General features: G+C 40.5%; 18 protein-coding genes and 1 pseudogene. 10 read left to right on the plus strand and 9 right to left on the minus strand.

Translation table 11 applies throughout. The features are described from left to right. Positions 1–261 precede the first annotated feature (261 nt). The 3 genes from I8748_RS15395 to I8748_RS15405 all read right to left on the minus strand — a co-directional run bounded on the left by I8748_RS15395 (position 262) and on the right by I8748_RS15405 (position 3,412). Positions 262–2,349, minus strand: coding sequence for an NACHT domain-containing protein (locus I8748_RS15395; RefSeq protein ID WP_198125456.1), 2,088 nt, complete (start codon positions 2,347–2,349; stop codon positions 262–264). Positions 2,350–2,501: 152 nt separating this feature from the next. Then, positions 2,502–2,876: a hypothetical protein gene (locus I8748_RS15400; RefSeq protein WP_198125457.1), complete on the minus strand. Its 375-nt coding sequence runs from the start codon at positions 2,874–2,876 to the stop codon at positions 2,502–2,504. Positions 2,877–3,046: 170 nt separating this feature from the next. Continuing rightward, positions 3,047–3,412, minus strand: coding sequence for a hypothetical protein (locus I8748_RS15405; RefSeq protein ID WP_198125458.1), 366 nt, complete (start codon positions 3,410–3,412; stop codon positions 3,047–3,049). A 526-nt stretch (positions 3,413–3,938) separates the two neighbouring features. Here I8748_RS15405 and I8748_RS15410 point away from each other — a divergent pair. The 3 genes from I8748_RS15410 (at position 3,939) to I8748_RS15420 (ending at position 7,972) form a co-directional block, all read left to right on the plus strand. Further along, entirely contained in the window at positions 3,939–5,066 is a 1,128-nt protein-coding gene (locus I8748_RS15410) for a substrate-binding domain-containing protein (protein ID WP_198125459.1), read from the plus strand. Between the two features lie 439 nt (positions 5,067–5,505). After that, positions 5,506–6,474, plus strand: a complete 969-nt coding sequence (gene nifH / locus I8748_RS15415; RefSeq protein ID WP_198125460.1) for a nitrogenase iron protein — start codon at positions 5,506–5,508, stop codon at positions 6,472–6,474. 607 nt (positions 6,475–7,081) lie between these two features. Further along, positions 7,082–7,972: a type I restriction endonuclease gene (locus I8748_RS15420; RefSeq protein WP_198125461.1), complete on the plus strand. Its 891-nt coding sequence runs from the start codon at positions 7,082–7,084 to the stop codon at positions 7,970–7,972. Between the two features lie 19 nt (positions 7,973–7,991). Here the strand turns inward: I8748_RS15420 and I8748_RS15425 are convergent, their stop codons facing one another. The 3 genes and pseudogenes from I8748_RS15425 to I8748_RS15430 all read right to left on the minus strand — a co-directional run bounded on the left by I8748_RS15425 (position 7,992) and on the right by I8748_RS15430 (position 9,622). Next, the gene (locus tag I8748_RS15425; RefSeq protein WP_198125462.1) at positions 7,992–8,720 is read right to left on the minus strand and encodes an AIM24 family protein; all 729 of its coding nucleotides are present in this window, start codon (positions 8,718–8,720) and stop codon (positions 7,992–7,994) included. Positions 8,721–9,030: 310 nt separating this feature from the next. Next, positions 9,031–9,147 (minus strand): annotated as a pseudogene (locus tag I8748_RS36060) (DUF4350 domain-containing protein); the annotation flags it as partial. After that, positions 9,110–9,622, minus strand: a complete 513-nt coding sequence (locus tag I8748_RS15430) for a DUF2243 domain-containing protein (protein WP_198125463.1) — start codon at positions 9,620–9,622, stop codon at positions 9,110–9,112. The gene I8748_RS15430 and the pseudogene I8748_RS36060, both read right to left, overlap by 38 nt. Before the next feature lie 158 nt (positions 9,623–9,780). On the opposite strand from I8748_RS15430, the gene I8748_RS15435 reads away from it, so the two are divergent. The 3 genes from I8748_RS15435 (at position 9,781) to I8748_RS15445 (ending at position 14,788) form a co-directional block, all read left to right on the plus strand. Continuing rightward, entirely contained in the window at positions 9,781–10,266 is a 486-nt protein-coding gene (locus I8748_RS15435) for an NADAR family protein (RefSeq protein ID WP_198125464.1), read from the plus strand. 339 nt (positions 10,267–10,605) lie between these two features. After that, the gene (locus tag I8748_RS15440) at positions 10,606–13,326 is read left to right on the plus strand and encodes a GAF domain-containing sensor histidine kinase (protein WP_198125465.1); all 2,721 of its coding nucleotides are present in this window, start codon (positions 10,606–10,608) and stop codon (positions 13,324–13,326) included. 691 nt (positions 13,327–14,017) lie between these two features. Further along, entirely contained in the window at positions 14,018–14,788 is a 771-nt protein-coding gene (locus I8748_RS15445) for a hypothetical protein (RefSeq protein ID WP_198125466.1), read from the plus strand. A 302-nt stretch (positions 14,789–15,090) separates the two neighbouring features. On the opposite strand, the gene I8748_RS15450 is transcribed toward I8748_RS15445, so the two are convergent. Next, the gene (locus tag I8748_RS15450; protein ID WP_198125500.1) at positions 15,091–15,945 is read right to left on the minus strand and encodes a phosphate/phosphite/phosphonate ABC transporter substrate-binding protein; all 855 of its coding nucleotides are present in this window, start codon (positions 15,943–15,945) and stop codon (positions 15,091–15,093) included. 174 nt (positions 15,946–16,119) lie between these two features. Between I8748_RS15450 and I8748_RS15455 the strand changes: the two genes are divergently transcribed. Together I8748_RS15455 and I8748_RS15460 are read left to right on the plus strand one after the other, a co-directional pair. Beyond that, positions 16,120–17,022 (plus strand): Tll0287-like domain-containing protein, encoded by a 903-nt coding sequence (locus tag I8748_RS15455; protein WP_198125467.1) that lies wholly within the window; start codon positions 16,120–16,122, stop codon positions 17,020–17,022. A 32-nt stretch (positions 17,023–17,054) separates the two neighbouring features. Continuing rightward, on the plus strand, positions 17,055–17,276 hold the full coding sequence (locus tag I8748_RS15460; protein WP_198125468.1) for a hypothetical protein: 222 nt from the start codon (positions 17,055–17,057) through the stop codon (positions 17,274–17,276). Between the two features lie 50 nt (positions 17,277–17,326). Here I8748_RS15460 and I8748_RS15465 read toward each other — a convergent pair whose 3' ends face one another. Further along, complete coding sequence (locus I8748_RS15465; RefSeq protein WP_198125469.1) at positions 17,327–18,649, minus strand: serine/threonine-protein kinase; 1,323 nt, start codon at positions 18,647–18,649, stop codon at positions 17,327–17,329. A 66-nt stretch (positions 18,650–18,715) separates the two neighbouring features. Beyond that, positions 18,716–19,237, minus strand: a complete 522-nt coding sequence (locus I8748_RS15470; RefSeq protein WP_198125470.1) for a hypothetical protein — start codon at positions 19,235–19,237, stop codon at positions 18,716–18,718. A gap of 625 nt (positions 19,238–19,862) precedes the next feature. Between I8748_RS15470 and I8748_RS15475 the strand changes: the two genes are divergently transcribed. Both I8748_RS15475 and mltA read left to right on the plus strand, forming a co-directional pair. Beyond that, the gene (locus I8748_RS15475) at positions 19,863–20,117 is read left to right on the plus strand and encodes a hypothetical protein (RefSeq protein WP_198125471.1); all 255 of its coding nucleotides are present in this window, start codon (positions 19,863–19,865) and stop codon (positions 20,115–20,117) included. Between the two features lie 3 nt (positions 20,118–20,120). Continuing rightward, the gene (gene mltA / locus I8748_RS15480; protein WP_198125501.1) at positions 20,121–21,374 is read left to right on the plus strand and encodes a murein transglycosylase A; all 1,254 of its coding nucleotides are present in this window, start codon (positions 20,121–20,123) and stop codon (positions 21,372–21,374) included. The last annotated feature ends 121 nt before the right edge of the window (positions 21,375–21,495 follow it).

The raw sequence follows: 21,495 nt of genomic DNA on the forward strand, positions 1-21,495 counted from the left end.
AACCCCTCCCCGCGTGCGGGGAGGGGAGATAAAGCGTAGCTTTAGCGGGGTGGGGTTCTTCGGTTTTAATAAGTAATCAAGCGGACGTGATATTAAATCAAGTCTGTAGTCACAACAGCCAAAGCTCTGCTTATATAGCACAAGCCTTGGTGTTTAGGACATCAACAGATGATAAAATCTAGACACAAAAAGACTTTTCACCCAGTCCCCAGTCCCCAGTCCCCAGCTATATTTGCAGGATGGGAAATACTTTTCATGCTATCAAAAAACCAACAACATCCGCGGCTCTATTGCTTCCCAGGTTTGGGGTGACACCCGTACTGCTGCTTGTTTGCACTGGATAATCAGGTGATTGGCGTAGAGATAATTATTCAGTGCTTCCGCCTCTTCTTTAGAGAAATTAACCATGTCTTGGGTGAGATGGAAAGCATTGAGTAAGGTTTGTTGCAGGTGTTTGCGAAATGCTTGACGGACTTCTTTTGACTGTTGATCATCAGGAATTTTAGCTTTTAGGTCTTCAAGTTGGTCAATCAGCATAGTAAAATCAACGTCATTGAAGATTTTTGATTCTTCAAGTTGACGAGTGTATTTAATGGCGTTGGCGTAGGCGATGACGATGGCGATGACGATGGCGATGGCGTTGACGTTGGCGTAGGCATAGGCGTTGGTGATGGCGTAGGCGTTGGCGTAGGCTTTGGCGATGGCGATGGCGTAGGCGTTGGCGTTGGCGATGGCGATGGCGTTGGCGTTGGCGATCGCTACTGCACGTTTCCCCACTGGTTTATAATTCCCTTCAGATCCGGCTGTTATTTGTTCTGCCCACTTTAATAAAGCTTGCAATTTTGGCGTGTTAATATACTTTTGCGCTTCCTTTTCCATTAGCAATAGCAACTCATCTGCACCACCGCGCATTAAACCAGCTACTAGTAAAAATACTTCTTTCCAGCGTCTATCTATCAAATGTTCAGTAACTAATTTTTCAACTTGGCGATGGTCATCAATATATTGTGCTGTTAAATATTCTTGTAGCGTCAGATGAGAAAAAGAATATACTTCCTCTGCTCGTTCTACCAAAATTCCTTGTTGAACAGCAATAGCATCCAAAACTGCCTCACCATTTAAATGTTGAGGTGCATTCAAATTATTCGCTAAAAATGCTTTGATTTGCTGAACAATATCACGCTGAGCAAAGAATAGCTTGTCAGACTCAAAATATGTATAAGCAATTTCTGATAGTAATATCTCTTCTAATTCTGTATGCAGTCCTTGATAAATTTTGTCTCGGTTGATTCGCTTTTCTGATGCCCATTCTTCTAATAATATCCGCAAAGCCTTACGATAAAGAACACTACGATTATCTGGAAAGTTTTGCGATCGGTCATATACTAAACACAGAAATGTCAGTAATAAAGGCGTGTGTGCCAACTCTTTAGCAGCAGAATTTTCTGACTTTTGTAGCAACTCCCAGCATTTCTCACTTGTCTTTACCTGTCTATCTACTTCTGAGTGAAACCAGTTATCAATAAATTGCTGAATTTGGACATCATCAAAATCTGCCATTGCTACATCGCTAAAGCGGCGAAAACCACTACGATGAGCCGCTGTGCGACAAGAAGCAATGAAGCGATTTTGATCGTACTTGTCAACAAAGTTTTGAATTTGGTTAATTGCCTCTGTCAAGTTTTTTTGTGGTACTTCATCCAATCCATCTAGCAAAATTAGTAACTTGCCTTTTTCTAAAGCTTTAGCTGTAAATTCTTCAGGGAATGGAAAGCGACAGATACCAAACTCTTCAGCAATTAGTTTTTCAATATCGATATTGCTTGTCAACCTTTTCAATTCCAGAAAAACTGGTATACAGTCGTGCTGAAATTCTGCTTTTTTACCTTTCAGTGCTTCTAGTCCCATCTTTCGCAAAAAGGTAGACTTACCTGCACCAGGGCCACCAAGTACCATCAGATATTGCTGAACATTAGCAACTTTAATTCCTGCTTGTTTACCCCTATCTTGAGATAGAAACCTGCGGCCATTAGCTTGGCGATAGAATTTTTCTAAATTTTCAATAGATTCAAAACTACGTATACCATCATGATCTAAAAATTGAACTGCCGTATAGACCGATTCCAACTTGACATGTTCACGCATTCCCAATACTTTGAGAATACCGTGCCGTTCTTCGTAGTTTTTGACATATTGCTTTGATGCAGTGAAAATTAACTCTTGAGTTGTTTTATCTACACTATTGGCAACCGTTCCCAAAAGCTTACCTGCGCCTTCCCGAAGCATTTGAAAAATCGGAACAGCTAACCTAATAACGGTTTGTTCAGCTAAAGATTCCACTCCTGACATAAAATTAACAATAAATATATTTGAAATTTACAAGATTATTGTAATATTTTGTAGTCTCCAGTATAGCAATTCACTGACTTTAATATAGTAGGGTGCGTTATGGATTGAGTCCTAACGCACCGAAAAAGTGTGATGCTACTTTCTTACATCTCTCACATACTAGGCAAGTCACCTTCAGGCAAGATATTATTGATGCTGAGTACCCACGGTATACCTTTGTCAACTGGAGAACTGACAGTAATTTTAGCTGTGTTAGTGAACTGTTTTAACTTGTCAGTAAAATGGGGAATAGTTTTCATGATGTTGCGATAACTTTCCATATTGTGACAAATCATGATCAATGTCAGAATGCCACTATTGATTCGGAAATACCAATGGCAACTACATAATAAGGTACGTGTCATTTGATCGCACGCCAAGAAAAAGCTTTTTTTAGTTGCTTCTTCAAGTTGCCTGAATAGTATTTCACTCATCCTTGTTGTTTGATCTGAAGGCAAATCATCTGGAGGTAGACATGATTGATTCATAAGATTTTGGTTAGCAGCAAAGTATAAAAGCTGCGGTTAAGATTGGTATTAGGGCATAGGGCATAGGGCATAGAGCATAGGTGGGCCAGTACCTTGGCAAACAAAGCTGGACACCAGTCCCCAGCCCAAACCTTTAATTACTTATTTTTCATGTGTCAGTCGTATTAGCATTATTGTTCTTGCGTGACAATTAAGAGCAAATCTAACCATAACTGGGGATAAGCTTCCTTAAGATTCGACAAAGGATCACGCATCAAATTGTTAGCATTCAAACAAACAACTTCAACTAATCCCACATATTCGGCTACTTCTCTGAGTAGGTTTTTTTGCGCTTCTACAGTATGAATTAGTTTGTCTGGACAATAAATTCCAATGTATTTTGCATGGCAAATGCAACTTTTTAGATTTGCTCTTGTTAAATAAGGCTTAGGATTAATTACCTTCACATAACACTGACGTAGTAATTTCCATACCTGTGGGTGAGCGTGTTCGATAATTACAGTAAATTGGTGCGCTAAGTCTTCTTCGGTAATCATTATTCTCTCCATTGCTGTAATGCAAACAACTATAATTGCATTTCATCTATTGCACTTTTGGTAAATACCCAATTGTGCAATATATGTCTGCATATTCCTTTAAGTGAAAACGGTAATTTTTTTACTGAGGGTAAAATTTACCCCAAACAGCAAAATTGGTTGGTGATATATTGCTTACGGCTTGTATGACTCGCCTATCAAGCATCTAAACCCAAACTAATTTCTAAAACTGTATTGAACGCTACTTAATACCATAATAGTTGGTATAAGCAAAAATTCTTCAAAATCCCTTATTTGGAGATGATTAGAGGGTTTTGAGTTCTAAGGAGGAGGTAAAAAAAACAAATTAGTGCAAAAAAAATTGCCGATTGCAAAAAAACTTGCTATTCTTTGAATAGAGGGAATCAAGACAGCGAAAGCACAAAAGGTCGTCCGAGAGAAATGATATAAACTCACTGACCATGCTTTTGCCTTGGCAGATTTAGTTAAATCCGCTACGGCTTTTTAAAACTAACAGACAAAGCCAATGAAGCAGGATAATGATCTCCGTAACAACTTGAAGTCAATCAGAACCCGCCTAGGCATGAGCCAACAAGATTTGGCAAACTTAGCTGGTGTCACCCGTCAAACTATTAGTGGTGTAGAGTCGGGACAATACGCTCCCTCAGTGGCTATCACACTTCGTTTAGCGAAAGCGCTTGGCTGTCAAGTAGAGGATTTATTCTGGTTAGAGCGGGATTTACCTGAAATTGAAGCAGTGCTTGCCAAACCTGTTCCTGCTGGTCAGCAGACGCGAGTCAGTCTGGCGCGTGTGGGAGGGCAATGGGTAGCTTATCCTTTGATTGGCAAGGATGCTTTTCGCCAAGATATGATTCCGGCTGACGGAGAAACTCGCATAGATAAGGATAAAGTTCGAGTCCGGCTTCTAGACGATAATTTGGACACACTTCACAACACCGTTGTGATTGCTGGCTGTGCGCCTGTGATTTCACTATGGGCAAGAGCTACCGAACGTTGGCATCCCCAACTGCGAGTCCAATTTAACTTTGCTAACAGCATGTCTGCATTGCAGAGTCTATGCCGAGGTGAGGCTCATATCGCTGGGACGCACCTTTATGACTCGAAAACTGGTGAGTATAATACTCCTTTTGTTCGAGATGTTCTGGCTGGAAGAGAAGCAGTTTTGATTACCCTCGGTGTTTGGGAGGAAGGACTTTTAGTCAAGTCTGGTAACCCGATGGGAATCAAAACAGTTAGTGACTTAGTGGAACGGGGAGCCACTATTGTCAACCGCGAAATTGGTGCTGGTAGTCGTTTACTTTTAGAACAAACACTCCAAAACGAGCAGATACCATTCCATGCTGTCCAAGGCTTTGACCATATTGTCACAAGCCACCAAGATGTTGCCCAAGCTGTAGCATTAGGAGTTGTGGATGCAGGTATCAGTACGGCATCTGTAGCTACCGCCTTTGGGTTGGGATTTATTCCCTTACATCAGTCAAGATACGATTTAGTGATTCTCAAGGAATATCTGGAAGAAGCGCCAGTACAGCAATTGCTCAGTACTTTGGGGCATCCGATGGTTCACTCACAGTTAGAAATTCTCGGTGGTTACGATATCAGTAAAATCGGGGAAGTTGTCGCAACCGTTTAGAGTCGATTGCAAGTAAAGGTTGGTTGTGTGGTTTAAGGAAAACTCTGCGTAAATTTAAATACCTGCTGCAACCACTCTCTGGGTATGAGCAACCAAATGGATTTTGCGACAACAACTGAGATATTGCAAAGTGCTGAGGAGCCACTGCGGTCTTGGGCAAAGCCCAAGTGGAGCATGTGGCGTTGCTGAGTGCTTTATTAGTGCTGAGTGCTGAGTGAAAAAGCAGTTATCAGTCATCAGTTATCAGCCATCAGTTATCAGTCATCAGTCATCAGTCATCAGCCATAACTAATCATATGTACTCAATACTAGATGTTTTTGTTGTAGAGCGATCGCCTCCAACGACGTTCTACTAACCGGTCACATCTGTAACTAATCAGTGTGAACACAAAAACGCTCCAAAAGACCCACCAAACAAACTATTGCAGGAAATATCATCATGTCCGACGAAAAAATTAGACAAATAGCTTTCTACGGTAAAGGCGGTATTGGTAAATCTACCACCTCTCAAAATACCTTAGCCGCTATGGCAGAAGTAGGTCAACGCATCTTGATTGTCGGATGTGACCCCAAAGCAGACTCCACCCGTTTGATTCTCCACTGTAAAGCCCAAACTACTGTGCTGCACTTGGCTGCGGAACGAGGCGCTGTAGAAGACTTAGAACTTGAAGAAGTGGTGATTGAAGGCTTTCGAGGTATTAGATGCGTAGAATCTGGTGGGCCAGAACCTGGTGTAGGTTGCGCTGGTCGTGGGATCATCACCGCTATCAACTTCCTCGAAGAAAACGGCGCTTACAGTGGGGTAGATTTCGTATCCTACGACGTGTTAGGTGACGTTGTATGCGGTGGCTTCGCCATGCCAATTCGCGAGGGGAAAGCACAAGAAATCTACATTGTTACCTCCGGTGAAATGATGGCGATGTTTGCTGCTAATAACATTTCTCGCGGTGTTCTCAAGTATGCTCACACTGGTGGTGTGCGCTTGGGTGGTCTAATTTGTAATAGCCGCAAAACTGACCGAGAAGACGAACTGATTACCACCCTAGCATCTCGTTTAAGCACCCAGATGATTCACTTCGTCCCCCGTGACAACATCGTGCAACACGCTGAATTGCGGCGGATGACTGTCAATGAGTATGCACCTGATAGCAACCAAGCAAATGAATACCGTAAATTAGCAGGCAAGATTATCAACAATACAAATCTTGCCATTCCTACACCCATCGAAATGGACGAGCTAGAAGATTTGTTGATTGAATACGGTATCCTCGAAAGCGACGCGGACAAAGAAAAATTAGTGGGTGTCAGCATAGCTGCTGAAGAAGCTGCTAAAAAGCAAGAAGATGCTGAAGGCGAAGCACTAGAAGCACTGCAAAAAGGCAACGTAGAAATACTTGCTGGTAACTAGAACAAGTTATGAACATTAATCTGTCAATGTTAACGCGGTAAAACCGCTCTTGTAAGTTTTTTGTTTTCTCCTTCTTTCCATTGGTTGGTCATTGAAGTTAATTAGGGAATGGGAAATCCTCTTTTTCATTCCCTTTTATTTCATGCTTGAAATATGCAGCTTTTTTTAATCCAGCTAACATATAAAAACTTTTATCTCTTGTCACCAAAATGAAACCTACCTCAGAACAAATTAACCATTCACTCAGTGAGTTAAATGGCGAAAAACAACAACATAAGCCAATTTTTAGAACAGTCAGCAAAAGTTAAGCTTTAACATGAGTTTGATGAGTACTGTTTTGACCCCTCTCCAAACCTCTCACGCCAGTTTGCTCAAGTCGGGAAACCCTTCCTGTGCAACTGGCTCCCCTATAAGGAGAGAGGCTTAAAAACCAGATACATATTACCAATAATGTTGGTAATATGTATCTAACGATACAATCTTGTAGAGCTATTTTAGCTTTGATAGTTAGTATCAAGCCGTATACGCCATGTGTGAATATACCAACCAATGTCAGCAAGCTAGGCGCAAACTTCTGCATTGACTAAAAAATAGGTCTTCTACTTTCATGAATCCAGCACAGCTAAGACAAACAACTGTGAAGGCGAGGTATATTGCAAGAAAACTTCGCCGCCGCTTTGACCTCAGACAATGTGCGATCGCACCATCTTTGCTGACTTGGTTTGAGGTCATTGGCTACACAGTTTTGTTAGAACCAGATATTGCTTGGGGGAAGTATCGCATAGGACGCAGTAGTTATAGTGAAGTGGTTTTACGGGATAGACTTCATAGTGCTTTACACAAGATTAACCCGACAAAACCCCATGAAGCGATCGCTAAAGCTATTCATCAGGTGACTTGCACAGAGAGTTCTGACTTACTAGAAAATAACCGCCGCTTTCACAAACTTTTGACCGATGGTGTTGAAGTTGAATACCTCTTCAACAAAGAAATAGTCCATGACAAAGTATGGCTCATTGATCCATCTAATCTACTGAACAATGATTGGTTAGTTATTCATCCCTTAACTGTAGTTGAAGGGAATTATGCTCACTGTCCTGATGTAGTTGTCTTTATCAACGGTTTACCATTAGCAGTTATTATCTCAATTCAACCGAGTGATGAATATGCCACATTCAAAGCAGGTTATCAACGAATTAAAACTTACTTACAACAGATACCAAAGCTGTTTGTTTATAATACATTCCTAGTTATTACTTGCCAAAATCGTTGCCGAGTTGGTACATTAACTTCGGATTGGCAAGAGTTTTTACCTTGGCACACAATTGATGGTGAAGATTTTACTGTCTTGGGTGCAACTGAGCTAGAAGTTTTAATTCAAGGCATTTTTGACAAACGGCGTTTCTTGGAACTAATAAAGCACTTCATAGTTTTTGATTCCAATGGAATTAGCATCAGTAAAAAATTGCTTCGACGACCTTTTTGTACTGTACAGTAGCCAGTTGATTTATCCTATATTATCCCAGAGCCATACCACTAGTTTCAGATACTAATAATTTACCCTCACCGTTATAAAACCAAACATAACCTTCTCCTCCTCCTTTACCAAAATGACCTAATTTGCGATAATCTTCTTCAATACCCTTGGTAAATCCTTTAACCATATCATAATCAGCAATCAAAACTTCACCTTTGTTTAGTTCAATAATTTTAGTTGGTGCAAATGTAGCCGTCACCACTTGAGCTTTTTGCCCAGGTAAAGCTGACAGAGCAATTCTCCATCTCCCATCATCAGAACCAGCAATTTGGCGGAACTTTAATCGTTTAGTACCTATAACTACATTGTCAGAACAAAACTGAAATACACCATCATCAAACTCCCATTGTTCGTGTTCTAATATTTCAATATTGGTGTAATGCAAAAAGTCTCCTTTTTGTCTAGGTTCGAGTTTAACCGTACCAGTACCTCTATAAACAGGAGCGTTGTAATCTATGTCTGTCCTCAAAGATATCCAGATATCTTTTAAGCGGTTATCAGTTTTATAAACACCATAGGTTAATTTACCAACACAACTGTACATCGAACCTTTTTGAATGACAACTCCAGAGTTTTCTAGCTTGATTTCAACTTGTTGAACAAAAGGAATATCTTTGGTAGGGTGATAATATCTGTTAGTTTCTTTATTAATATTGTTTTCTAAATACCATAAATCTGTTGGTTCTAAAATCTTTACTTGGTGCTGCATTAATTTTTACCTTTGATTTTGCTGAAATTCTCAAAGTATAAATTATAAGTGACCAGGTGATAATTGCCTGGCTGAATTTACATAATTTGATTTGTTTTTTATTGCTACTGGGCTTTTTTGTGTAGCGAGATTGCTCAATGGCTATTATCAGTTAAGGTAGGATGTATTAGGCGGATATTTTTGATATAATTTGTCATTAAACATATGATTCAAGAGTTTAACGCACCGTGTTATGCATCGGTGCGTTAGGCTGAAGCCATAACGCACCCTACTGGCGTGGCTACTTAAGATTTACTTTATAAATAGTTTCTTGCTGTTCTATAAAAGCATACCAAGCCCCATACCCATCGGCAGCAAGATTGTAAGTGGAGCGATTATTAATTTTGCTATTATTGGGAACTGCTATCAACGTAACTGAAATTATCACTCTTCAAGCGATTTTGTAGTAGTAACCAGCCGACTAAAACAAGCAACGCACCAAACACCAAAAAACCTATATCCCAAGCTAACTGATTCGGCCCTGGTTTCACATGATGGATACCCAGAATTTGGTGGTCAATGACTCCTTCAACCACATTGAATAACCCCGCACCCATCAGCAAAGACCCAACAAAGGTGTGTGATGACCAAGGAACATCTTTACGACCTCCAGCCCGCCACAGCAATGCTACTCCTATTACAGTTAATATCCAATCTAGGGCATGAAACAAGCCGTCCCATACCATGTTCAAATCAATATTAGAGGTGGTGGAGAGAGGTCTAATGTTACTCAACATATGATGCCATTGCAGAATCTGATGGAGCAGGATGCCATCAACAAAGCCTCCCAAACCTAGACCAAGGAAAATTCCAGCTACAACCAGTGGCATCTGCTGATGTCTTATACCACTTTCTATCTCCATTGTCAACCTCGCAGACAAGTTTCTCTGACACAATAAAATTTTTTCCTAGCAATATCTTCTCTCTAGAGGCAAGTCTTGAGTTTCAATCTAAAGTTGACAACTTCCTGTTAGCATCTACAGGCATTATAGAAGTTGATATATAAAAGAGAAATTTTCATATGACCATTTACTTTTACAAGGTTTGGCAGCCTTATGGTTGTTTTTCTAACTTTTCTCCCCACGGAATCCACATCCAAGGTACTTACTGGTCAACGGTGGAGCATTATTATCAAGCACAAAAGTTTGTAGATAGTATAGATTCAGTAATTATACCTATAATACGTGCCGCTGAAACCCCAGAAGAAGCTGCTGCTTTGGGACGATGTAGCACACGCCAATGTCGCCCAGACTGGGAAATAGTCAAAACCCAAGTTATGCGACAAGCAGTACTCAAAAAGTTTCTCACTCATGCAGATATTAGAGAAATTCTTCTGACCACAGGTGATGAGATATTGGTGGAGAACTCGCCAACTGATTATTTCTGGGGCTGTGGTGCAAATAAAACTGGTCAAAACCATCTCGGCAAAATTCTCATGAGTGTACGTGAAGAAATTCGCCAATTATGTTTATCTACAGTAATTTCTGCTGAATTTATGTCTGAATAGTTACTAAAACTAATAATTTCACAGTGTGAGGGGGATGTTGATATTCCCCCCCCATGCATAAACTTATTACAAATTAAATAAGTAAAATTGCTTATTTAATTGCTATTAAATTTCAAAAATTTGTAAAAAAGCATCAGAAATATATAAAAATATTTTGAGTTGTATAATTTGCATAATTTTACCGTATACATTTTTATATTTGAGGATATAAAATTAATTGTTTATTAATAATATTATTAAAATTATTGACTATTAAAAATCTATAGTTACAAGTAGGGTTCGGCATCTAGCAAGGGTTTTGTGTAGAGTTTTATATCTTTATTTTAGGTATACCCGGTAATGGCATATCCAAATAACCCAAGTGGTTCGCCGCAAACCTTCAACCACGAAGGTTTATTGCATCAGATAACAAGCCAAATTAGGCGATCGCTCGAACTACAAGAGATATTAACAGCTACCGTTGCTGAGATTCGCTTATTTTTAGCTACAGACCGAGTGATGATGTATCGGTTTGATGCTGATGGCAGCGGTGAAGTCATTGCCGAATCTATTCATAAACAGTCTCTACCATCACTGTTAGGATTGCATTTCCCAGCAGATGATATTCCTATTGATGTCAGAGAGATGTTTCTGTCGGCGCGACAACGTTCAATAGTGGATGTAGCCAGTGGCAAGATTGGACTATCGCCACTAGAAACAGAAACCAGCAAACCTCTGGCAACAGGAAGTATTCACTATCGGCAGGTAGACCCTTGTCATCTTCAATACTTAACAGCAATGGGCGTACAGTCTTCGCTGGTAGTGCCGATTTTATATGATGACTATACTGGACAATCAGCAAAGCCTCAATTGTGGGGATTATTGGTATCACACCACAGTCAACCGCGCACGATTTTAAAGCGGGAACTGAAAGTAGTGCAACAAGTTGTGGATCAAGTGGCGATCGCGATCGCTCAAAGTAATTTACTCACTGAAGCTCGTGCTAAGCAAGAGCGAGAAGCTACAATTAATCGAGTGAATACACTGTTACATCAACTACCCACAATTCAATTGCAGGAAGGGTTAGAAGAAGTCATTGCTACCTTTGGTGGTATTGGTGGTAGACTTTACGTTGATTACAGTGCAGAAGTTTACACATGGGGCGAACAACCAAAACTGCCCTATGAGTTAGAAAACAGCGTCATCGAACAGCATCCCGTCTGGCAAAAGTGGATAGCTGAATTTAAACCTGGTAATGTTTGGGCAATTACTGACCTCTACAAAGAACCGCGTTTGCGAGTTTTGGCTGGTGCGTTCCAATCTACTCAGATTCGTGGATTGTTGATCATTCCCTTACATTATCATCAAAACTTTATCGGTGTAATCAGTATTTTCCGTGCTGCATTTGACAGCGAAATCTTGTGGGCGGGACACTGTGACCAAAGTCAGCGCCAACAGCTACCCAGGCTTTCCTTTGAGGTATGGCGAGAACAAAGAAAAGGACAAGCACTTGAGTGGAAAAGCGAAGAAATTTCACTAGGAAAAGCTTTTTGCTATCACTTTGCGATCGCAATTCAGCAGCAGCAAATGTACCAACAAGTACAAACGCTGAATGCCAACTTAGAATGTCGGGTACAAGAACAAACCGCTGAATTAGAAAAATCATTACTACTTACCAAGGTACTTAACCAAGTTACCCAGCATATCCGCAGTACATTGGACTTGAAAACCACTTTGCAAACCATCGTCCGGGAAGTCCGTCCCCTGCTAAATTCAGACCGGATGTTGATTTTCCAGGTAACCGGTGAATCTGATGGGGAAGTGATTGTTGAAGAGATTAACGGTGACTGGATGTCGATGTTGGGAATCAAAGCGCCAAAAGATTGTTTTCCCGATGAATATGCTCGTCTATACTTTCGAGGAAGGGTAAGAGCCATTGATGATGTGTCAATGGATTCTTTGAGTGCTTGTCATCGAGAGTTTTTGCAAAGTCTGCAAGTGCAAGCTAATTTAATCGTTCCCATCAACATCAATACGCAACTTTGGGGCTTACTCATTGCCCATCAGTGTGACGCACCTAGAAATTGGCAAGATGCAGAAATTAATTTATTGCAACAACTAGCAGATCAAGCTGCGATCGCTATTCAACAAGCACAACTCTACGAACAAAGCTGTGTTGCCGAAACACAAGCAAAAGCCAAAGCTGCACAATTAGAGCATACCTTACATCAACTCCAAGAAACACAAGCAAAATTAATTCAGTCAGAAAAAATGTCTGGCTTAGGACAGTTAGTAGCGGGTATTGCACATGAAATCAACAATCCCGTTAACTTTATCTACGGCAATCTGTACCACGCGAGCAATTATACAGAACAACTTCTAGAACTGGTGAATCTTTACCAGCTGCACTATCCATACCCGAAAAACGAAATTCGCTCAGCAATCGAAGCGATCGATTTAGACTTTTTGGAAGAAGATTTACCAAAAATCATGTCCTCTATGCAAGTCGGGGCCGATCGCATCCGTTCTATAGTCTTGTCATTACGCAATTTTTCTCGCCTAGATGAAGCTGACAACAAACCCGTTGACCTCCATGAAGGCATAGAAAACACCTTATTAATTTTGCACCATCACCTCAAAGCAAATGCTGATTTGGCTGCCATTGAAGTCATTAAAGACTATGGCAACCTACCACGGGTAGAATGCTACGCTGGACAGATGAATCAAGTATTTATGAATGTTATTAGCAATGCCATTGATGCCCTAGAAAAGCAAAGAACAGTAACAGCAACAAATTCTCTGACTCCACCTCAGATTTGGATTTCTACTAGAGTCTCAACAGACAAATCACGCTTGCTAATTCGCATTGCTGATAATGGTTCGGGAATGACTGAAGAAGTCAGAAAACGAGTTTTCGATCCGTTTTTCACTACCAAGATGGTAGGTAAAGGTACTGGACTAGGATTGGCAATCAGCTACCAGATTGTTGTAGAAAACCACGGTGGAATGATGGAATGTATTTCAGAACCAGGCAAAGGTACAGAATTCTGGATTGAGATTCCTATTAAATTGCAAAGATAGGGAATTGGGAATGGGGAATGGGGAATGGGGAACTCGGGGCCCCCTGTGGGGATAAGGGGCAATGGGGAATAGTAAAGACACTTTTCAAAAGTTAATAATTTTTGAGTTTTTGCTTAATAAAACATCATATATTTGACGCAATTTTTGCCATTGGGCTAAATGTAGGGTGGGCATTGTAATGACTACCTTACTAATAGAATTCAAAGTAAAGTTTAATTGCAAAAATATCCACGTTAATCTATTGGTGCTAATCTAATAATTGAAGCTAATAAAGCTTCCCTGGCAGATGCAACAGCTGAATTTGTAATAAAGAAAGAGGTAAAAGACGCTGTTTGATTTATGTCTGTCTCGCCAAAACACAACAACACCCAACGCGAACGCCGATATTTCCTCAGGTTATGGAAAATCAGGGGGCGCTGTAACTGATTTTCATTACTTGTTTATAGTGATGAAAGGTAAGTACATCCCTGGCTAGTATAAACAAGGAGAGGAAATGTTGAGAGCTAGTAGAAGTTTGGGTGTTGTTGTATTGTAATGGTTGTCATTAGTTCTTTTTCCTTTATCCTTTGTCAAGACGAATGACAAAGGACGATCCGATACTGACTCCTAATCCAAAATCTCAAATCTAAAATCCAAAATAGTATAAGCTTGTAAAAAGTCGAATAGCAACAGAAATTTGAAATAGCGCCTTATGTCAATTATTGCGCTCAGAGCATGGTATCTTCAGGATTATGAACCGATCGCAGAACTGGAAAAACGCCCACCAGACATCCGCCTCAGTAAAAAAAGTCTACTGAGATCGGGATTAAGAGCGGATTTTTTAGAAGACAGCGACGAAGTTAAGCAATCAACTTGGTTTGGGCGCTATCTGGAAGGGGAAAATATAGAATTTTATATTGAAGGTAGTGGTGGCTATTGTGTAGCCAACATTGACTTAATCAGTCATGAAATTTATTTCACTAAGCAAGCGTTGTTGGCTCAGTTAGAACCTATCATTTTTTTATGCTATCAAATTGAGTATGCCCCAGCCAGGGATGCCTTAAAAGAGGGACTAGAAAAAACTTTGGCAGCTTTGAATTTGCGATCGCGCCTACCCTTAACATTAGTAGAATCTTATCGTCCTAGTGATGCTCCTCTACGGCTAAATCGTACGATGATGCGAAAAATTCGTAAGAGTTTGTTGTTTATTGCAGACACTACACCTATTGCTAGTATTACAGGTAAAGAAACTACTCAATTAATTCCGAGCCCAAATGTCTGTGTAGAAATTGGCTATGCGATTCAAAGTAAGCGTTCAGAACAAATTTTGTTAGCGCAGATGCAACGCCCAGACATCGAAGGACAATTTCCTTTTGATTTACCTACACAACAAATTCTGCAATTCAAAGATAGCAAAGAACTAAACAAAATCCTCAAACCAGCCATTGAAAATCAGCTAGCAAGATTCAAATTGTTTTTTTGAAACTCTAGTATTTGGTAATTGGTAATTGGATTCTACTATTACCCATTACCCATTATATTATGTCCGCTTAATTACTTATTAAACCGTAAGAACCCCACCCCACCAAAGCTACGCTTTGTTTCCCCTCCCCGTTCACGGGGAGGGGTTAGGGGTGGGGTGCAATGACTGTGGGAATCATAACTAATTAACCGGACTTGATATTACCCATTACCCATTACCTATTACCAGGTAAACCAACTATATCGTAAGTCATTAGCCGAACTTGATATCAAACACTTTGCTCCTTTCATATTTTTCCATACTCAAAATAAACGAACAGGCTTATTTTGTAACTGGGAAGAAATTAATTTTACCCGCTCAACGACATCAATCATATATTTATAATCTGGTACTTTTCCATTAGGAACATAGCCTACTTCTTGAGCCAAAACCGCAGGAACTTCACTCAAAACTTTGCGGATATATTCTTGACGGTTGCGTTCTACAGTAGATCCAATCAAAACTACACCAGGGGGAACATAGTGAGGATCTGTGTAGAGGATGCGAAACTCTGTTTGGCGTAACTGGGGACTGTAGAGATCCAATTCTGCTTTCGAGATAGCCCCAGCGTCAGCTTTGCCTTCAGCCACTAATTCTAAAATGTTTTTGGGTGTAGGTGCAGATAATATCTCAGCCAGTGTCAACCCATAAAGATTGTAAAGCGGTAAATAATATCCTGTTGCTGAACCTGGTTGACCTAAAGCTACTGTTTTACCTTGTAGCTGTTTTAAGTCTTGAATTGGACTGTCTTTGCGAACGACTAATACTGAGCGCAAATTACTCACACCCACTAAAGGTAATACAGGTATATACTGATAACGAGCGATCGCCACAGCGGCTAATCCTGGCGGTGCAAATACCAATGACCAAGCTTGAGATGATAGGCGTTCAATAGCTTTATTTTCATTGAAAGCAGGCTCTAGCCGAGTGCGTGCTTTTGTTTTTTGCGCCAGAATGTTACTAAATTTAGCAAATTTGTCAATTATTTCTCCACCTCCATCATAATTGATCACACCAATGGTTAACACGCCCTCAGACTTTGGTGTTGATTTGCATCCAGTAACCGTACAACATAGCAGCTGTAAAATAAACAAACGACGTGAAAATTTCCCAGACATCATTAATTATGGTTCAGAAAATTATTTGAATCTCAAAGTTTAACTAGATAGTTATTTGCTGACAAAAATTAACATTTATTGATTTTTTGAGTGGTATTTTTATAGTAGTTATCAGCGACATTTAGATTAATTCAAATCTTAGTTTCCTTTGTATAGTTTGATGAATTCAATAATATGTTAAAAAACTTAAAAATTGGTACTAAATTTAACTTAATTTTGATGCTGGTTTTTCTAGTCAGCATTTTTGTAACTGGTCTAGCCTTATCCAGAGTACTGGAGCAGAGAGCGCAAAATGAAGTGACTTCTCAAGCGCTGATTTTGATCAAAACGATGAACTCTGTTAGAAGTTATACACAAAATCGGATAAATGGTCTGCTAGCACCTAGGTTAGCTACGGAGCCAGCCTTTATTCCAGAAACAGTACCCGCGTTTTCAGCTACAGAAGTATTTGAGTATCTACGTAAAAACCCTGAATACGAAAATTTTCTTTATAAAGAAGCAACTCTTAATCCCACCAATTTGCGGGATAAAGCAGATAATTTTGAAGCTAAACTGGTTGAGCAGTTCCGCCAAAACCCCAAGACTCCAGAAATTTCTGGCTTCCGTGACTTTCCCGACGGTCAGGTATTTTATATTGCCCGACCATTAGCTGTTACACAACAAAGCTGCTTGCAATGCCATTCTACACCTGACCAAGCTCCTAAAAGTCTATTGGCAACTTATGGCACAGAAAATGGTTTTGGTTGGAAACTCAACGATATTATTGCTGCTCAAATAATTTCTGTCCCCTCTGAAGATGTTTTTGCCAATGCCAACCGCACTTGGAAATTGATTATGGGACTTTTAGTGGCGATTTTTGCGATCGTAGTTCTGTTAATTAATTATTTAATCAAGAAAACTGTAATTCAGCGGATTCGGAAAATTGAAAAAATCGCTCAACAAGTCAGCACTGGTGATATGAGCGCTGATTTTGCAGAACAGTCTCACGATGAAATTGGTGGTTTAGCAGCAGCTTTTAATCGGATGAAAGCTAGTTTAGAAATAGCTATGAACCTGCTGAATCAACAAAATCACTAATTTGTCATTTGTCATTTGTTATTCGTAAACTGATGTCATACTTAACTTCATGGCAACCATTGCCATCTAAAATTATCTGCAATGATTGTGCTTTCCATGCCTTAGTAGAAGGAATGATAGAGTGCATTCACCCTGATGAAATTGGGGTTAATTGTTCTACGGTCATTTTCTGCAATTCATTTGAGCCAACACTCAAAATTGATAGTCCTTGTGTAACTTTTGGTAATGATGAAACTGAGACAAATGAGGAATGACGAATGACAAGAGCGCTATCACTAGTTAAAATACTGAATCAACTTGTAAATTAAGCAAGTAAGCGTTGCTGAAATTGCTGAGCTTTTTGGGGATCGGTAATGTGTACTGCTAAAGTTTGCACAAGTTCAGTGCGAGAAATCTGAGGAGAAGTTTTTATAGCTTTTTGCACAAGAAAAGCAGCAATGGGGCCAATTAATTCAGCCAAATCTCTCTCGCATTGACGGATAAAACTGTCATTGATGATTTGGGATGATGATGTAGCCGGTAAATTCACTGGCTGGCTGGCTGGGTTGACTTGAGTTTCTTCTATAAGGAATGTTGTGCGCTTCTTCAACTCAATTTGTTGATGTCCTGGTAGATGATGCGCCAAATTATCTATTATTGTTTGGCTATTGGGCGCTGATGCCGTAACTTTTCTTAATAATGTCCGGGCTACGGGGCCAACAATTTCCAAGAGTATATTTTCTAGGCGGTTGTACTGTTCCTGAGAAAGGATTGTGTTTTGTGAAGGCTGCGTTAGATGTGGTGCTTGAATTACAGGGTTAATAGCAGTATTGATTTGCCGAAGCGCTTCTAGAACATCTGTTGCAGACTGATAGCGTTCTCTAAAGTGATGTAGCACCATTTTAGATAGCACAGTTGCCATCCCAGGACTGACATTTGTCAGATGTTGCCAAACAATTTCTCCTGTTTCTAAATCTTCCTCAAGTTGCCGAGGATGCATCCCCGTGAGTGCTTGGATACAAATAATACCTAGAGAATAAATATCACTGTTGGGACGGGGTTTGCCTCGACCCTGTTCTGTAGACATATATCCTGGCGTACCGATCGCAATTGTAGTAGCCATGTGTCCTAAAGCTGTCAACAGTTGAGATTGGATTTGCTTAACCGCGCCAAAGTCAATTAACACCAGCTTGCTATCTACTTGCCGTCTAATGATATTTTCCGGCTTGATATCTCGATGGATGACATTCTGACTGTGAATAAACTTGAGAACTTCCAAGACCTGGTGCAGAAGTTGCATAACTTGGTCTTCTGTCCACCTTTGACCTGGTAAAAGTTCTGCTGCAAGAGAACGCCCATCAATAAACTCTTGTACCAAGAAAAATTCTTGTTGTTCTTCAAAGTAGGCTAAAAGCCGAGGAATTTGGTCATGATGCCCCAGTTGTTCTAGTATTTCTGCCTCACTGGTAAATAGCCGTCTGGCAGTTTCCAGAAATTCAGGGTTGTGGGTGACAGGCTTCAGGTGCTTAACAACACACTTGGGTGAACCTGGTCGGTGGGTGTCGCGGGCTATATAGGTTTGACCAAATCCTCCTCCACCTAAGACTTGAAGGACTTGGTAACGCCCGTCTAGTAAATTTCCTAACATTGTATGATTTGTGCCTAAGTCCTTATTTTACTAGGTCTTTTCTTATGCTAAAACTTCTCAATTGACTTATTCTGTAGACTTCCAACGCACGTATGGACGAGAAGCAACTAGCTCCTTGTACGTAATTCCAATATACGGTGTCCCATTGACTGACTCATTGACAATAGCTGGGAGATCGACACGAAAATAAACCTTTCCATTTCGCAACTGGAAATTGTAAAAACGAAATTCTTGCAAGCTAGCACTACCGATACAAGATGCGTAAGATTCACGTAGTATTGCTTCATATTCCACAAATCTCTCACCAGATGCTACCAATCTTGCAGAATTTGCAATCGGTCGAGTGTCGGCAACAACAGTGTATTCCCCACCACCTTCAGAGATAAGTGAAATAATCCAAAGCCCAACTGTCTTAGGGCATGTTCCCGCTTGAGATTTGATATCAAGCATGACATTTGGTTTAGATGGTGATAACTCGCTAGTCGTTGTAGTTTCCCTTTGACTTTGAATACAGGCAGTTAATATCCCTAAACTGATGATTGGAAAAACTACGGATAAGGTCAGAAGTTTTAGACTTTTATTGGACATTTTTATAGTTATCTTTAGTATGATAAAATAAACACATTTGGTCTAGCACAGGCAAGAATCCGTCGCTACTGCCATTAACTCTACGACGTAAAGTGATGCTAGCAGCAAAGGCGCGAACAACCTTTTCAAAACCATGAACTCGACAGAGTAGCGAAACCAGTAAATTAATTTAATTGTGTAAATTAGTACCTAAAGACATACGGAATTAACGCTTGGGAAGATACATCCCACTGAGGCTAGTTGCCATACCTAGACAACACCACCAATAGGTAGGATTGTTCGGTGAGGGATCGATTTGGCAAGACTGAACCTCTCTAGTTTTACTGAGTGTCGTTGAACCAAGAATCCCCCAGGATTTATCCGTTGGGAGAACGTCAAATAAGCAAAAGTATTGGCAGAATCAATTGATCAAGAATATACAGATTGATCCAGTTTGGGATTTACTGGGAACCGTCTTTGAGTAAGCAACCGTCATCATATGCGAATCAACAGTTAGGAGCGATCGCTATGAGTTAATAATTTACAACTTTCCCCAAATGCTTTTCTTGCTCCCGTATGCTTACCCTTTTCATTCTGAGGTGACGTGGTTAACATGGGTTGAACCTGTTTCAAATGATTCAATTTTATGCCTAGAACACCGAATGAATACGCTGTATACCTCCTTCTGGAAAGTGGACACCGCGAAGAAGTACGTTTTCCTAATATTCAGGAATTTCAAAAGTGGTATAGCGGCGAACTCGTACCCAAGTCTGCTTCCAATGACTTTATTAGCGTACCGATCAAGAATATACAAGGGGAGTATATGGTTGTACGCCCATCTCGGATTGTGTCAATCCGGGTAGAACCCGTTTTTAGCTCTAGTGTTGAAAGATTCAACTAAATGATGAGAAAAACCCTTGCTTTGGCTTCTTTAAGTCTCGGAATTGCCCTTGTAAACACAATCTGGTCAGCTGTGGCTCAGGTTCCTGTAACAATACCAGTGCCGACCAATTCTGAAATCCCGCCGTCTGTCAAGCCAAGCACTCCTGAAATACAACCGCCGCTTGTACCTGTTAACCTCGGCACTGATTGCGCCTCGCAGTACAGTTGCTTAGGATGGGATGAGCAAATTTGGGGTCAAAGCGGTAAAGTTGGCGATCGCCAGGCGTTATTGGCATCCATTGACAATAGTCTGCGTTACCTCGCAGGAAATAAGGCGGCTGAAGTGTATCAAAACTATCCAGTTCCAGGAATTACACTTGACCGCGTACGTCGCAGCTTAGTACGTTTCCGTCAACTGGTAGTCAGTGCCAAATCTCCGGCACAACTGCAAGCTGCTGTGCGGCGAGAGTTTGTTTTTTACAAATCTGTGGGCAATGATGGCAAGGGTACAGTAAAATTCACTGCATACTACGAGCCTGTTTATACTGCAAGTAGAGTAAAAACTTCAGTATACAAATATCCCCTTTATCGTTTACCGTCAGATTTCGATCAATGGGCGAAACCCCACCCTAAACGAATTGAATTGGAAGGTAAAGATGGTTTGCTAGGCAATAAAAGCCGATTGCATGGTTTAGAAATGCTTTGGTTCCGCGATCGCCTGGATGCATACATGATACACATCCAAGGTTCTGCCCAAATTCAGTTAACTAATGGCAAAAGAACCTCTGTTAGCTACGCAGGTGGAACAGATTACCCCTGGACTAGTATCGGCAAAGAACTGGCGAAAGATGGCAAACTGCCATTAGATGGATTGACAATGCCACGTTTAATTAGTTATTTTCACCAACACCCGCAGGAGTTGAGTAATTATCTACCGCGTTGGGAAAGGTTTGTGTTTTTCAGTGAAAATGGCGCTGGACAAGCTACAGGTAGCCTGAATGTGCCAGTTACACCAGAGCGTTCCATTGCTACAGATAAGTCTCTCATGCCACCGGGAGCATTAGCGCTAATTTATAATTCATTTCCCTATCCTGCTGGTTCCGGTAGATTAGAATCTCGTACTGTTAGCCGCTATGTACTCGATCAAGATACAGGTAGCGCCATCAAAGGGCCAGGACGAGTAGACTATTTCATGGGATCTGGTAAATTAGCAGGCGATCGCGCCGGTATCACAGGCGGCAATGGTTCACTATATTATTTGCTGCTGAAAGAATAAAAAATTGGGAATTGGGAATTGGGAATTGGGAATTGGGAATTGGGAATTGGGAATTGGGAATTGGGAAAAAGAGAATTGGATTCTACTATTAGTCATCACATCTCACCCATTACCCATTACC

The organism is Amazonocrinis nigriterrae CENA67, assembly GCF_016056305.1.
GTDB lineage: Bacteria > Cyanobacteriota > Cyanobacteriia > Cyanobacteriales > Nostocaceae > Amazonocrinis > Amazonocrinis nigriterrae.